This is a genomic window from Mesorhizobium sp. B264B1B, assembly GCF_020165765.1.
GTDB lineage: Bacteria > Pseudomonadota > Alphaproteobacteria > Rhizobiales > Rhizobiaceae > Mesorhizobium.
Genome location: NZ_JAIUIS010000001.1, coordinates 13,732 through 29,217 on the forward strand (window position 1 = coordinate 13,732; position 15,486 = coordinate 29,217).

At 63.5% G+C, this 15,486-nt stretch carries 6 protein-coding genes and 1 pseudogene; 6 read left to right on the forward strand and 1 reads right to left on the reverse strand.

The features are described 5' to 3' along the window. Position 1 precedes the first annotated feature (1 nt). The 5 genes and pseudogenes from LB547_RS00045 to LB547_RS00065 all read left to right on the forward strand — a co-directional run. A complete protein-coding gene (locus tag LB547_RS00045; protein ID WP_140761287.1) occupies positions 2-6,055 on the forward strand; it encodes a translocation/assembly module TamB domain-containing protein in 6,054 nt (2,017 codons plus the stop codon). A 262-nt stretch (positions 6,056-6,317) separates the two neighbouring features. Beyond that, positions 6,318-7,976, forward strand: coding sequence for an ABC transporter substrate-binding protein (locus tag LB547_RS00050; RefSeq protein ID WP_140495085.1), 1,659 nt, complete (start codon positions 6,318-6,320; stop codon positions 7,974-7,976). Positions 7,977-8,125: 149 nt separating this feature from the next. Continuing rightward, positions 8,126-9,160 carry an ABC transporter permease gene (locus LB547_RS00055; RefSeq protein WP_140521245.1) on the forward strand — a complete coding sequence of 345 codons (1,035 nt, stop codon included), beginning with the start codon at positions 8,126-8,128 and terminating at the stop codon, positions 9,158-9,160. Between the two features lie 12 nt (positions 9,161-9,172). Next, positions 9,173-10,330: an ABC transporter permease gene (locus tag LB547_RS00060; protein ID WP_140495091.1), complete on the forward strand. Its 1,158-nt coding sequence runs from the start codon at positions 9,173-9,175 to the stop codon at positions 10,328-10,330. 53 nt (positions 10,331-10,383) lie between these two features. Further along, positions 10,384-12,687, forward strand: a pseudogene (locus tag LB547_RS00065) (dipeptide ABC transporter ATP-binding protein); the annotation flags it as partial. Between the two features lie 442 nt (positions 12,688-13,129). Here the strand turns inward: LB547_RS00065 and LB547_RS00070 are convergent. After that, the gene (locus tag LB547_RS00070) at positions 13,130-13,720 is read right to left on the reverse strand and encodes a transglycosylase SLT domain-containing protein (RefSeq protein ID WP_140761281.1); all 591 of its coding nucleotides are present in this window, start codon (positions 13,718-13,720) and stop codon (positions 13,130-13,132) included. Between the two features lie 217 nt (positions 13,721-13,937). Here LB547_RS00070 and LB547_RS00075 point away from each other — a divergent pair, with 217 nt between their 5' ends. Further along, a complete protein-coding gene (locus LB547_RS00075) occupies positions 13,938-15,476 on the forward strand; it encodes a trimethylamine methyltransferase family protein (RefSeq protein ID WP_140761278.1) in 1,539 nt (512 codons plus the stop codon). Positions 15,477-15,486 lie beyond the last annotated feature (10 nt).

Genomic DNA, 15,486 nt, shown 5'->3' on the forward strand with positions numbered 1-15,486 from the left:
CATGAAGACGGTCTGGCGCATCCTTCGCATTTTTCTCTACACGCTGCTGATCGTGGTAGCAGGCGCCATCGGCGCGCTTTTCGTGCTGACCAAGACCGAGCGTGGACGCGACAATCTCGCCGGCATCATTTCGCGCCTGGCCTCGAGCGACGAGCGTAAGGTCACCGTCAGCGGCATCGACGGTATCTGGTCGGGCGCGCTCAGTGTCGACCATGTCGTGCTGGAGGACCGCGAGGGCGCCTGGCTGGTGGCGCGCAAGGTGGCCATCGACTGGTCGCCGCTGGCACTGTTGTCCAAAAACTTCAGCGCCGACCGCATCGCGGCGGAGCGCATCGAACTTGCGCGTCTGCCGGTGGCCGGCACGCAGCAGCCGGCGCAAGGCGGCGCGACGACGCTGCCGGTTTCCATTGATATCAAGCAGATCGACTTGCCGGAAGTCGCGCTCGGCCAACAACTGGCCGGCAGCGGCATCGCCGAACTCGCCGCCAAGGCCTCGGTGAAGGCCGACGCCGCACCGCTGTCGGTCGAGACGGTGCTCAACATTACCCGCCATGACGGCAAACAGGGCAATGTCGACGCGCAGATCCATTTCGCGCCAGCGGACAACAAGCTCGACCTCAACCTCAAGGCGTCGGAACCGGCCGGCGGCATCATCGCCAATCTGCTCAATCTGCCGGACACGCCGCCGATCGACATCGTCGTCTCGGGCACCGGGCCGCTGGCCAACTGGAGTGGCGTCGGTACCTTCCTTGTCGATCATCGGATCGTAACCCAGCTCACCGGCCGCCATCAGCTCACCGACAAGGGTAACTATCTCGAAGCCAAGGGCGACGGCGATTTCGCCCGCTTCCTGCCGGAGAACCTGAAACCATTGTTTGCCGGTAAGACCAGCTTCGATATGGCGGGCACTGCCACGACGGCGGGCGGGATCAGTGTCGACCGGGCCAACATCGACAGTGATGCCGTGCACGGCACCGCGACCGGTATCGTCGATCCCGCCGGAGCCAGCGATCTTTCGGTCGAACTCGCCGCCAAGGGGCCACCCGTGGTGGTTAGCGTCGGCAGCAAGGCGCAGCCGATCACGCTGGCGATCAAGAATGCCACCGCCCGGGCGTTCGGCGACGGCAAGGCGCCGGTCGTCGATATCGGCGCCTCCTTCGTTTCGATCGTCGTCGGCGGCACGCGGCTAGACGACCTGGCGGCGCAGATACACTCCGACGGTTTCGACATCCAGAACCGCACCGGGCCGGTTACCGTCAAGCTTGGGGCCGGTGGCCTGAAAACCGACGTCGCGACGCTGGCGCCGCTGGTCACTGGCAAGGTCGATGTCGGCCTGGCTGGTTCCCTCAGCAAGGACGCCATTGTCATCGATCAGGGCACGCTCCGGTCCGATGCGCTCAATGCCTCGCTGACGGCGACCGTGGCGCTCGCCGACCTGTCGATGCAGCTCAAGATGAATGCCGATGCCGTGGCGACCGCCTTCCCGCAGCAGATCGCCTCGGTGCTCGGCGGGCGGGTGAAGTTCTCGGCCACAGCGTCGCGCGATCCGCAGGGCTCGTTCGCCGCCAACTCGATCGAACTCACGTCCGGTTCGCTCAGCGCCAGCGGTACCGCCAGCATGCAAGGTACCGACATCCTGGCCGATATCAAAGGCCGGCTGGGTGATGTTTCGGTGCTGTCGCCGACGGTCGGCGTCCCGGTCGAGGGCGGTGTCGATTTCGCCCTGTCGGCAAGCGGCGCCATGACCGCGCCGGATTTCACGGTTTCCGCCGACAGCGATAGCCTGACGGCCTCGGGCCGCACGGTGAAGGCGATCAAGCTGACCGCGAGCGGCAAGGCCGACATTGCTAACCCTTCCGCCAATGTCTCGCTGACAGGCGCCGTCAACGACCAGCCGCTCGACATCAAGGCGGCGCTGGTGACGAGCGAAGGCAAGCGCTCGATCAATGGCTTTGCGGTGTCGCTGGGTGACAACAAGGTGTCGGGCGATCTGGCACTGGATGACAAGTTCATGCCGCTGGGCACGCTCATTCTTTCTGCGCCTGCAATCGATCAGCTTGCGGCGCTGGCCGGCCAGGCGGTGACCGGCGACATCAACGGCACCATCCGCTTTGCCAAGAGTGGCGACGCGCCCTCCGTTGCCATTGACGCGAAGAGCACGTCGATTGCGCGAGGCGAGGTGACGGCCAGCACAATCGCCGTCAATGCCCTGATTGCCAACTATCTCAAGGCGCCGGCGATTTCAGGCTCGATCAAGGCCGATGCTGTGACGTCAGGGACCACCCAAGTCGGCGGCATCATCGTCGATCTGAAGCGCGACGGAGACTGGACGAATTTTGCCGGCGGCGCCACGGTATCCGGCATTCCAGCGAAGGCGGCGGGGCGCCTGAAGATCGCCGATGGCGTCACCAGCGTCGAGATCGCCTCGGGCGAGGCTACGATTCGCGGCATCAAGGCGGCAATTGCCGAGCCATCTATGCTCAGTATCGCCGATGGCACCACCAGCATCGAAAAATTAGCGCTCGATGTCGGCGGCGGCTCGGTGGCGCTGTCCGGTACCGCCGGCCAGACGCTCGATCTCGCGGCAAAGGTCTCCGCCTTGCCGGCTGCCCTTGCCAACGGCTTTTCGCCCGGCCTCGATGCCGCTGGAACGCTTGATGGCAGCGCTGAGGTAACGGGCTCGCCGTCGGCTCCGGACGTCCGGTTCAATGTGCAACTGGCCGGTGTCGAAACAAGCCAAACCCGCCAGACCGGGCTTGGGCAGCTCGCAGTCGACGCGGCCGGCAGCTACACCATGGCCGGCGGCGTTGTCCTCGACCACGCGACGCTCTCCGGTGACAAGGTTTCCGGTCAAGCCGCCGGCACGATCAATCCGAACGGCGCCAGCGATTTCGCCCTTGACCTCGTCTCATCCGGTCCAAGTCTGCCGCTCACGATCGGAAGCGCCGAGAGTCCCATCAAGATCGAGGTCCGGTCGCTGTCGGCAAAGGTGGCGGGCGAGAGCACGCGGGCCCGATTGGATATGTCCGCGATCCTGCCCTCGATCGCCACGAGACCGGCGAAGGTGGACGGGCTGAGCCTGGTATTGCACTCGGATGCGTTCGATCTGAAGAACCGCGCCGGGCCGGTTTCGGGCACAGTTTCGGTGGATAGGGTTGGGCTCGACAATCCCACGATCGCGCCGCTGATCGCCGGCAAGGTCACGGCCGCGCTCAGCGGGCGCCTGTCAGCCGACGCTGTCGCCATCGACAGCGGCTCGCTCAAAAGCGACGCGCTCAACAGCGAGGTCGCCGGCCTGGTGTCGCTGCGTGACGGCGCCATCGACCTCAAGCTGAAGGCGGATGCTCCATCGTCGGCCCTGCCGGCCGCAGCACGCGGCATGCTTGGCGAACGGGCGCAGTTGAGCGCCATGCTGAAGCGCGAACCCAACGGTAATATCGCCATAGGCGGATTGACGCTGGCCTCCGGCGCGCTGACCGCACAGGGGCAGGCGAGCCTTGCCGACAATACGCTGGCCGCCGACATCAAGGGCGTGCTGGGCGATGTTTCGCTGCTGTCGAAGGATGCCAAAGGCGCTATCGCCTTTGCGCTGAATGCGCAGGGCCCGGCGACCGCGCCGGATCTGTCGCTGACCGTCGACAGCGACAAGCTTTCGGTGGCGTCGCGCGAGATCACCGGGCTCAGACTAACCGCCACCGGCAAAGCCGACGCGGCCAAGCCGGCGGCCAATGTGCAGCTGACAGGCAATGTCGCGGGCCAACCCTTGCAAGGCAGTGCGGTGCTGGCGACCGCGGACGGCAAGAGCGCCATCAATGGCCTGCTTTTGTCGCTGGGCCAAAACAGGATTTCCGGCGACCTGGCGCTGGACGACAAGTTCATACCCGAAGGCACGATCTCTCTCGACCTGCCCGATATAGGACCGCTTGCCGCACTGGCGCTGGAAAAAGCGGAAGGTGATGTGCGCGGCACGATTGCGTTCTCGAAGAACGGTGCCGCACCGCAGGTCGCCATCAAGGCTACGACCGCCTCGGTCACGCGCGGCGATCTTCAGGCGAAGGCCGTGTCGATCGACGCATTGATCGCCAATTACCTCGCCGCTCCGGTCATCTCCGGAAAAATCCATGCCGACACCGTCACGTCGGGCGGCACGGTGATCAGCGGCATCGATGTCGACCTGAAGCGTGACGGCGACTGGACCGGCTTTTCCGGCGGCGCGACGGTGAAAGGAATTCCGGCGAGGGCCGCGGGCCGCGTGAAGGCGGCAAACGGCACGACGACCATAGAGCTTGCTTCCGGCGAGGCGACCGTCCAAGGCATAAAGGCTGCCATCGCGCAGGCTTCGACCGTCACCATCGCCAATGGCACGACGACGCTGGACAGGCTGGTGCTCAACCTGGGCGGCGGCACGGCGACGGTGACCGGCAAGATCGGGCAGGCGCTCGACATCAACGCGGCGCTGGCGCGGGTGCCGATCTCGCTTGCCAACAGTTTTTCGCGGGGTCTCGATGCCGCCGGTTCGATTTCGGGCACGGTGAAGGTCACCGGGGCACCAGCCAGCCCCAGTGTGGCGTTCAACCTCGACGCTGCCGGCGTGCAGACTTCGCGGACCCGCGGCGCGGGGGTCGGTGCGGTGAGTGTCTCTTCCTCCGGCACCTTTGCCGGCAACAAGCTGACCTTCAACGCCAATGTCAGCGATGGGGCCGGCCTTGGTCTCAAGGGGGGCGGCACGGTGACGACATCAGGCACGCCGGCGCTCGCGCTCGACTTCAATGGCGCCGTGCCGTTCGGCATCCTCAGTCAGAAGCTCGCCGCGCAAGGCCTGTCGCTGACGGGGACCGCGAGTGTCAATGTGCAGGTACGCGGTCCCGCGACATCGCCGGTCATCGGCGGCAGCGTCAGCACGTCGGGCGCCCGCCTGCTCGACGCGCGTTCCGGGCTTGCGGTCAACGACATCGCAGCCGAAATTTCCATCGGCAATGGCGTCGCCAGGATCAACCGGCTGACCGGGACGCTGTCGACGCGCGGCAGCCTGTCGGCCAGCGGCACGGTCGGTATCAATCCGGCGCAGGGGTTCCCGGCCGATCTGTCGATCAAACTCACCGACGGCCGCTACACCGATGGGCGGGTGGTCACCGCCAATCTTGGCGGCGACCTGACGATCAAAGGACCGCTGACGTCGGCGCCGGTGATTGCCGGCACCGTCAACCTTGCCAAGACCGTGATCACCGTTCCGGACAAATTGCCGGGTTCGCTTTCGGCGCTCGATGTCAAACACAAGAACGCGCCCGGCGCGGTCAGGGCGCAGGACAAAGCACTGCGCCCGGCCACGACCAGCGGCAAGACGGGTGGCAGCGGCCTTGTGCTGGATGTCACCGTCAACGCGCCGAACCAGATCTTCATCCAGGGCAGGGGCGTGGACGCCGAACTCGGCGGCTCGCTCAGGCTGACCGGTCCGGCCTCATCGCCGCAAGCGGTCGGCACTTTCACGCTGCAACGTGGGCGGCTGTCGATTCTCGGCAAGCGGCTGACCTTCACCGAGGGCACGGTCGGCTTTTCTGGCTCGCTGGTGCCCTATCTCAACCTGACCGCGACAACGACCACGAGCAGCGCAACCGTCACCATCGTGGTGTCGGGCGAGGCGACCAATCCGAAATTCACCTTCACCTCGGTGCCGGCGCTGCCCGAGGACGAGGTGCTGGCGCAACTGATCTTCGGGCGGTCCATGTCGAACCTGTCGCCGCTGCAGATCGCGCAACTGGCCGAAGCCGCCGGGCAACTCGCCGGTGTCGGCGGCTCGACGTCGCTGCTGGAAAACCTGCGCAACGCGATCGGCGTCGACGATCTCGATGTCACCACCGACGAAAAGGGCGGCACGGCGGTTTCTGCCGGCAAGTACCTCAACGACCGCACCTATGTGACGATCCAGAAAGGCGACAAGCCGGGCTCCGGCAAGGCCACGATCGACCTCAACGTCGGGCGCGGCGTCAAACTGCGCGGCGAGGCGACGGACGCCGGCGAAGCCAAGGGCGGCATCTTCTACGAGCAGGAATATTGAAGCGGAGACTTGGGCTGGCCCTCATCCTGGCGAGGGCTGGTCCTGTCGCAAACCGCGCCAATGTCTCAGTTTAATCGCCTGAAGAGATTTAGTGGAAATCCGTCGCGCACTAGCAATTTTGCGCCAAGACTGTCGCTATCACGCGAACCGCTCCCCCTCCAAAGTTGCACATTCGTCAATATGTTCCCAACCATGCCGTCTTTGACATCATGGCCTGGATGCGGAATGTTAATCGGCGGAAAGCCAACAATGGGAGTTAGTCATGACAATCTACAAGAGTAATGGCGATAGCGTTCCGGATCACATCCTGGCCATGGCCGAAGAGGCCAAGTCGGGTAAGGTCGATCGCCGCGAATTCCTCGCGCTCGCCAGCGTCTTCGGCGCTTCGACGGCCATGGCCTATGGCCTTCTGGGGCTCGCCGCCCCGACGCCGGCCAAGGCCGAGGACGTGCAGGGTAAGAAAGGCGGCGTGCTCAAGGTGGCAATGTCGGTCAAGGATCCCAAGGATCCGCGCACGGCCGACTGGTCGGAAATCTCCAATGCCGAGAGGCAGGCGCTCGAGCCGCTGGTGAAATACACCCACCAGTACACATTCGCGCCCTATCTCCTGGAAAGCTGGGACATCAATGACGACGCCACCGAGTACACGCTGCATGTGCGGCCGGGCGTCGAATGGAACAATGGTGACAAGTTCACCGCCGACGACGTGATCTACAATTTCACCCGCTGGGCCGACAAGGCCGCGGAAGGCAACTCCATGCCGGGCCGTCTCGGCAGCCTCGTCGATGACAAGACCAAGAAATTGCGCGAAGGGTCGGTCATCAAGGTCGACGACATGACCGTCAAGCTGAAGCTCACCAAACCCGATATCGCCATCATCCCCAACCTGACCGATTATCCGGCACTGGTGGTGCACAAGAGCTTCGACGAGAAGGGCGCCAACTTCAAGAACTGCCCGATCGGTACGGGTCCGTTCGAGCTCGTCTCCTACGACGTCGGCCAGAAGGTCGTCTACAAGCGCCGCGAGACCGGCAAGTGGTGGCAGGGCGAAGCCTTCCTCGATGGCGTCGAGTTCATCGATTACGGCACCGATCCGGCCGCAACGGTTTCGGCCTTCGAATCGGGCGAAGTTCAGACCAACCATGAGACGACCGCCGACTACGTCAAGATCATCGCAGACGTCGGCGCGCCGCCTTCCGAGGTCGTGACCGCCGCCACCGTGGTGTCGCGCTTCAACGTCAACGCCAAGCCTTATGGCGACCAGAAAGTGCGTCAGGCGATGTGTCTGGCCGTCGACAACTCGGTGGTGCTGCAGCTCGGCTACGGCAATGCCGGCACGCCGGCCGAGAACCACCATGTCGCGCCGATCCATCCCGAATATGTCGAGCTGCCCAAAATCAAGCGCGACATCGCCAAGGCCAAGCAGATGCTGACGGAAGCCGGCGTGATCGATTTCGAACACGAGCTGATCAGCAACGACGAGGACTACCACAAGAACACCACGGACGCGATCGCGGCCCAACTGCGCGAGGCTGGCATCAAGGTGAAGCGCACCGTGCTGCCGAGCTCGACCTTCTGGAACGACTGGACGAAATATCCGTTCTCGGAAACCAACTGGAACATGCGTCCACTTGGCATCCAGGTCATCGCCATCGCCTACCGCTCGGGTGAAGCCTGGAACGAGACGGCCTACGCCAATCCGGACTTCGACAAGAAGGTCAACGAGGCGCTCGGGATCGCCGACGCGGAGAAGCGCAAGGTGGTGATGAAGGACATCGAGCAGATGCTGCAGGATTCCGGCATCATCATCCAGCCTTACTGGCGCAAGCTCTACATCAACATCAAGCCCGAGGTGAAGAACCACTCGATGCACCCCACCTACGAGCACGACTTCGGCAAGGTCTGGCTCGATCAGGCGTGACCCACAGCCTGTCGGGAGCGGGGCGCCAGCGCCTTTCGCTCCCGCGGCATCGCCGCCGTTGCATTGGATGCAGCGGCGGCGTGACGTCACAAGGTTTTTGATACAGGGTTGAACCTATCTGACCCCAACCCGGCCGGCAGGGGGGTACAATGTTCTCATTCATCGCCAGACGCATCGGCACGATACTGCTCACGATGCTGTGCCTGACGCTGGTCGTCTTCTTCCTCGTCAATCTGGAACCCAACCTGAAGAAGCTGGCGATCAGCCAGACCGAGATGCACACCTCGGCCGAACAGCTGGAAAGCTGGCTGGTCAATCACGGCTACCGGCAGAACTTTTTCGTGCGCTACGGCCAGTGGCTCGGCGTCGTGCCCAAGCAGCCGGTAACCGATCCGGCGACCGGTAAGCCGGCGCAGCGCTTCTCTTTCTGCAATGATCCGGCCGAGCCGAAGTTCTCCGGCGTGCTCCAGGGTGATTTCGGCTGCTCGACCAAATTCAAGACCACGGTGGGGGCCAAGCTATTCCCTGCGCTCGGCGCCACGGGCATCCTGATGTTCTGTGTGCTGGCGGTGATGGTGCCGGTCTCGCTGCTGATCGGCATCCTGGCCGGCATGCGCGAGGGGTCGCGCACCGACCGGGTGCTGTCGGTCGCCTCGATCGCCTCGACGGCGACGCCCGAATATGTATCGGGCGTCATCTTTACCGTCATCTTCGCCTCCTGGCTTGGCTGGCTGAACGGATCCGCCGCATCGGCAAGCCAGGGCATCACCTTCTATAACTTCACGCTGCCGGTGATCACGCTGGCCATCTACGGCATCGGCTACATCGCGCGCATGACGCGTGCCTCGATGGTCGAGGTGATGACGCAGCAATATATCCGCACCGCCCGGCTGAAGGGTCTTTCCTTCAAAAGCGTGGTGGTCAAGCACGCGCTGCGCAACGCTCTGATCGCGCCCTTCACCGTGATCATGCTGCAGTTTCCGTGGCTGCTCACCGGCGTCGTCATCGTCGAGGTGATGTTCCGCTATCAGGGCTTCGGCTACACGCTGGTCGAGGCCGCAGGCAACAACGACATCGACCTTTTGCTCGGCTGCTCGCTGGTCTCGGTGTTCATCGTCCTGATCACGCAGCTCATTTCCGATGTCGGCTACGCGTTCCTCAATCCGCGCATTCGGGTCCAGTAGGGGAGACGGCGCATGCAAGCCCAATATATCGGCGCCTCCACCGTCGTCCTCGAAGTGCTCTGGCGCTTCTGGCCGGTCTGGCTCGCGCTTCTCATCGTCATGGGCGCAAGCTTCCTCTACAAGAAGAAGCTGGCTCTCTACGGCCAACTGTTCGACAGCGGCGTCGGCATAGCGGGGGTGGCCATCTGCCTGTTCTGGCTGTTCACGGCGATCTTCGCCTCGACCATCTCGCCTTTCGATCCGCTCGGCCAGATTCCCATCATGAAGGATACACTGCCCGGAGCCATCGAACCGCAATCGGGCCTCGCTTATCTATTCGGTGGCGACAAGCTCGCCCGCGATGTCTTTTCACGCATGGTCTATGGCAGCCAGATCGTCCTGATCATCGCGCCGGCGGCGACCGGCTTCGCGCTCATGGTCGGCATCACGCTCGGCCTGCCGGCCGGCTATTATGGCGGCAAGATCGATACCGTTTTGTCGTTCCTGGCCAATCTCGTGCTGGCCTTCCCGGTTATCCTGCTGTTCTACCTCCTGGTGACGCCGGGCATCATGGACACGCCGATCCCCTACGCGCTGGCCGGCGTTTTCTTCCTGTTCCCGATTATTTTCTTCTGCGTGCTGTTCTGGACGCGCTACAAGAACCGTTCCGACCGGATCTACATCCTGCTCGGACTGACGCTGGTGGTCGGCGGCTGGATCTATGCCGGCCTGGTGTTCGATGCCGACCCGCTGAAGATCGTGCATATCGATCCCAACCAGCTCAACATCTTCGTGGCGGTGGTGTTCGCCTCCAGCCCGGGCGTGTTCCGCATCGTGCGTGGCCTGACCATGGATATCAAGACGCGGGACTATGTGGCGGCGGCCCAGACGCGCGGTGAATCGCCATGGTACATCATGCTGTGGGAGATCCTGCCCAATGCGCGCGGACCGCTGATCGTCGATGCCTGCCTGCGCATCGGCTACACCACCATCCTGCTCGGCACGCTGGGCTATTTCGGCCTCGGGTTGGCGCCGGAAAGTCCCGACTGGGGCACGGCGATCAAGGATGCCAGCCGGCTGCTGCGTTCCTTTATCCACCCGGCACTGCCGCCGACGATCGCGCTGATGTCGTTCGTACTGGGGCTAAACCTGCTCGCCGATTCCCTGCGCGAGCAATCGATGAAGGATTGATGGCGGGGTCCTCGACCCTACTTGCCCGGAAAAACCAAGGATTGGAGCGACCCATGAACGAGGCAGTTCGAAATCCGGCCAGGCCGAACAATGGGCCGATCATCGAGATCGAGAACCTGTCGATCTCCTTCTTCACCCGCAAAGGCGAGATACCGGCCGTGATGGATTTTTCCTGCACGGTCATGCCCGGCGAGGCGATGGGCATTGTCGGCGAATCCGGCTGCGGCAAGTCGACCGTGTCGCTCGGCATCATGCGTGATCTCTCCAACATCGGAAAGATCGTCGGCGGCAAGATCAGGTTCCAGGGAAAGGACATGGGCGAGCTCTCCGAGGAGGAGCTGCGCAGCATCCGCGGCAACAAGATCGCCATGATTTACCAGGAACCGATGGCGAGCCTGAACCCGGCGATGAAGATCGGCCAGCAGCTAATGGAAGTGCCGCTGATCCACGACAAGGTGTCGAAGGAAGAGGCCTATAAACGTGCGCTCGAAATGGTGCGCTCGGTGAAGCTTCCCGATCCCGAACGCATGATGCGCTCCTATCCGCACCAGCTTTCGGGCGGCCAGCAGCAGCGCATCGTCATCGCCATGGCGCTGCTGTCGAAGCCGGCGCTGCTTCTCCTCGACGAGCCGACGACGGCGCTCGACGTAACGGTGGAGGCGGGAATCGTCGAACTGGTCAAGGGGCTGGGCGAGAAGTTCGGCACCTCGATGATCTTCGTGTCGCACAATCTTGGCCTGATCCTGGAGACCTGCGACCGCATCACGGTGATGTATTCGGGCGAGGCCGTCGAGACCGGCAAGATCAAGGACGTGTTCGACCGGATGCGCCATCCCTATACGCAGGGCCTTTTCCGCTCGATTCCACTGCCGGGCGCCGACAAGAACTCGCGGCCGCTGATCTCGATCCCCGGCCAGCTGCCCCTGCCGCATGAAAGGCCGAAGGGCTGTAATTTCGGTCCGCGCTGCCACCATTTCGTCGAGGGCGTCTGCAACGCCGCCGAAATCCCGATGATCGAAGTCGCGGGACATGAAGGTCATTTCTCGCGCTGCGTGCGCTTCAACGAAATCGATTGGGACGCCCTGCCGCCCGGCGCCAAAAAGGTCAATGAGAAGGTCGTGCCCGGCGCACCGGTACTCAAGATCGAGGACTTGAGAAAATACTACAAGGTTGGCGGCAGTGAGGTGTTCGGCTCAAGCGAGGGCCGCGTCGTCAAGGCCAACGAGACGATTTCGTTTACGGCGCGCGAATCCGAAACCGTCGCCATTGTCGGCGAATCCGGGTGCGGAAAATCGACGCTGGCCAAAGTACTGCTCGGGCTCGAGACGGCGAGCTCCGGCAAGGTCACGCTCGCCAACAAGGAAATCCAGTCGACCGGCATCGAGAGCCGCAGCGTCGACACGGTGTCGTCGATCCAGATGGTGTTCCAGAACCCGTTCGATACGCTCAACCCCAGCCATTCGGTCGGCTCGCAGATCATCCGCACACTGGAAAAATTCAACGTCGGCAAGACCGTCGCCGACCGGCGCAAGCGCATGCTGGAATTGCTTGACCTGGTGAAGCTGCCGCGCGCCTTCGAGAGCCGCAAGCCGCGCCAGCTTTCGGGTGGCCAGAAGCAGCGCATCGGCGTGGCGCGCGCCTTTGCCGGCGATGCCAAGGTGGTGGTGGCCGACGAGCCGGTCTCGGCGCTCGACGTGTCGGTGCAGGCGGCGGTGACTGAGCTGCTGATGGACATCCAGCGCAAGAATAAGACGACGATGCTGTTCATCAGCCACGATTTGTCGGTCGTGCGCTATATCGCCGACCGGGTCGTCGTCATGTATCTCGGCTATATCGTCGAGCAAGGCACGACCGACCAGATCTTCGCGCCGCCCTATCATCCGTACACCGAGGCACTGCTTTCGGCGATCCCGATCGCCGACACCAGCGTGATCAAGAAGCACATCGTGCTGGAGGGCGACATACCCTCGGCAATGAACCCGCCGACAGGCTGTCCATTCCAGACGCGCTGCGGCTACAAGAGACTGGTGCCGGATAATCTCTGCGAAACCAAGGTGCCGCCGGTAAAGAACCTGGGCGACGGGCACATGAGCCTGTGCTGGCTCTCGGACGACGTTCTGGCGACGATGGAGCCGGTGATCAAGTTCGACAAGCAGCATGCCGACCATGAGGGCGTGCCGGACGACGCGCCGCATGGGGCCGGCCCGGGCTTTGCCGGTCAGCCACCCAACCGACCACATGGCAAGACCGCCAGTGCGGAAGCCAGCGCGGTGGGAGAGGACGCCGAGGAGACAGAAGCCGTGTGGCGAGCCCGCCGCCACGAGGTGCGCGACGAGGTCTCCGAAACAGGTGCAGCGGCGACCGATGCCAACGCGACCTCCGCGCCTTTCACGCCGAGAACGCTTGGCGAGGGCCGCCAGGCAGAGAATGCGCGTGTCGCACCAATTAGCGGCCGTGCGGCCAGACCAGGTGCGGCGCGTGATGGCGCGGCCGACAGGAACCGACCCGCCGGCATCTCCAAGCCTGCCAAGCCGGACGACTTGAAATTGATATCCGGCGTGGGTCCGAAGACGGAAGCCATCCTCAATGGCCTCGGTATCTTCACCTACGCTCAAATTGCCTCGTGGAAGAAGGCCGAACGGGAGTGGGTCGACGACCATTTGAGATTCCAGGGCCGCATCGAGCGCGAGGACTGGGTCAAGCAGGCGAAGGCGCTCGCCAAGGGCGGCGAGGCGGAATACATCAAGGTGTTCGGCAGGAAGCCGCGCTGACAGGCGCTGTCGTTGTAGCGGGAGCCCTTTAGCTGCCGCACTGCCTTAGCTGTTCGGCATAGTCGCGGGCCATCTTGTCGGTGGCCCGGGCATAGCTCTGGACGCCGGAATCGCCACGATTGCCGCGGCCATAGGCGGTCCAGCCGAGATAGTAGGCAAGGTAGAGATTGTAGGTGTCGTTGCGGGCGACGCCGTAGGTATCCGCTGTCTTGGAATGGTACCAGCCGACGAAATCGACGGCGTCGGCGAATTTGGTCCGGCGCGCCGCCCAGTTGCCGGTTTCGCTCTGATATTGCGACCAGGTGCCGTCCAGCGCCTGCGAGAAGCCGTTGGCCGACGAGACGTGCTTCCATGGGATGAAACCGAGCAGTTTGGTGCGTGGCGGCCGGGCGTTGCTCTTGAATCCCGATTCCTTGCGCACGGTCGCCATCAGCACGGGGACGGGCACGCCGTATTTCTGCTCGGCGCGTTCGGCGGCCGACTGCCAATTGTCGAACCAGCCGTCATTCTGGTCGAAGACGGCGCAGACATTGTTGATGTGGCTGGGGGCCGTCGCACAGGCCGAAAGTGCCAGCAGCATACCAACCGCTACAATTTTACTAAAACTCGACCTACGCATCGGCAGAGCAATAGGCTCAAATCATAAAGGGAATCTTGCTGCCCTCGTTAACGGGCCGCCGATGCGGGCGCTTCAGAAAAATGCCATATTGATCACCGACATATCTTGTCGCTTTTCATAAATCGATGTTTCGAAAATGCCGCCTCGGTTAAAATCGCGCCCGCAAACGGCGTATTTCTGACAGCTGGCGCGGTTTGCCGAGGCTTTGATGCCTGGCATGAACGAACCAAGACGCAAGCGCGGCGCCGAGCGCACCAGCAACCGGGGACCAGGGCCTATCCCGCAGCTGCCGGCGAGGCGGGTGACCAATCCTTATCCGCCGATGGCCTTGCTGTCGCCCGACCAGATCGAGGCGATCCACCAGGCGTCGATCCACATATTGGAGAATTTCGGCATCGAGGTGATGAGCCCGCGGGCGCTCTCGCTGTTCGAGCAGGCCGGTGCCAGCGTGGACCACGCGTCCGCGAACGTGCGCATTGACCGCGGCATGGTCGACGAGGCGCTGAAGACGACGCGGTCCAATTATTCCCTTACACCGCGCAATCCGGCCAACGCCGTTCATCTCGGCGGCAACACAATCAATTTCACGCTCGTTGCGGGGCCGCCCAATGTGCACGACATGGCGCGGGGCCGCCGCCCCGGCAATTTGCGCGACTATGCGGACCTGACCCGGCTGGCACAGCATTTCAACTGCGTGCACATGCTCGGCAACCAGGTCTGCGCGCCGGTCGAATTGCCGGCCAATTCGCGCCATCTCGACACCTATTTCACCAATCTGACGCTGACCGACAAAAGCTTCCATGTCTCGGCGATCGGCCGGGGCAGGGCGCTGGACGGGATCGAGATGATGGCGATCGCGCGCGGGCTGACGCTGGACCAGTTGCGCGACGATCCCGGCATCGCCACCATCATCTCGGTCAACTCGCCGCGCCGTTTCGACGAGATGATGGCCGAGGGGCTGATGACGATGGCCGAATTCGGCCAGTCTGTGGCAGTGACGCCGTTCACGCTGATGGGCGCGATGAGCCCGGTGACGCTGGCGGGTGCGCTCGCGCAGCAGAATGCGGAAGCACTGTTCGGCGTAGTCCTGACGCAACTTGTGCGTCCGGGCGCGCCGGTCATGTATGGCGCCTTTACCTCCAATGTCGACATGAAGTCGGGCGCGCCGGCCTTCGGCACGCCTGAAAACACCAAGGCCAACATCGCGTCGGGGCAATTGGCACGGCGTTACGGGCTGCCCTACCGGACAACGCCGGGCTCGGCCTCCAACGCCGCCGATGCGCAAGGCGCCTACGAGACGCTGATGGCGCTGTGGGGCGCGGTGCTCGGCCACGGCAACCTCGTCTATCACGCCGCCGGCTGGCAGGAGGGCGGGCTGACGGCGTCGTTCGAGAAATTCATCATCGACGTCGAAATGATCCAGCACATGATGGAGTTTTTGCGCCCGATCGTGGTCGACGAGGCCGAGCTTGCCGTCGAGGCGCTGGGCGCGGTGCCGACCGGCGGCCATTTCTTCGGCGAGCCGCACACGCTGGAACGTTATGCGACGGCCTTCTATCAGCCGATGCTTTCGAACTGGCAGAATTTTGAAGCCTGGCAGGAAGCCGGCGGCCTCGACGCAACCGCGCGCGCCACGCGGTTGTGGAAGAAGGCGCTCGAAGACTATGTCGAGCCGCCGATGGACATCGCCGTGCGCGAAGCGCTGGGGGCCTATGTGACCAAGCGCAAGGAAGCGATTGGGGCGGGCGAGCCGTGATGCGCCACGA

Coding starts and splice junctions, on each gene's coding strand:
- LB547_RS00045 (WP_140761287.1), top strand. CDS start 2: ATGAAGACGGTCTGGCGCATCCTTCGCATTTTTCTCTACACGCTGCTG.
- LB547_RS00050 (WP_140495085.1), top strand. CDS start 6,318: ATGACAATCTACAAGAGTAATGGCGATAGCGTTCCGGATCACATCCTG.
- LB547_RS00055 (WP_140521245.1), top strand. CDS start 8,126: ATGTTCTCATTCATCGCCAGACGCATCGGCACGATACTGCTCACGATG.
- LB547_RS00060 (WP_140495091.1), top strand. CDS start 9,173: ATGCAAGCCCAATATATCGGCGCCTCCACCGTCGTCCTCGAAGTGCTC.
- LB547_RS00070 (WP_140761281.1), bottom strand. CDS start 13,720: ATGCGTAGGTCGAGTTTTAGTAAAATTGTAGCGGTTGGTATGCTGCTG.
- LB547_RS00075 (WP_140761278.1), top strand. CDS start 13,938: ATGAACGAACCAAGACGCAAGCGCGGCGCCGAGCGCACCAGCAACCGG.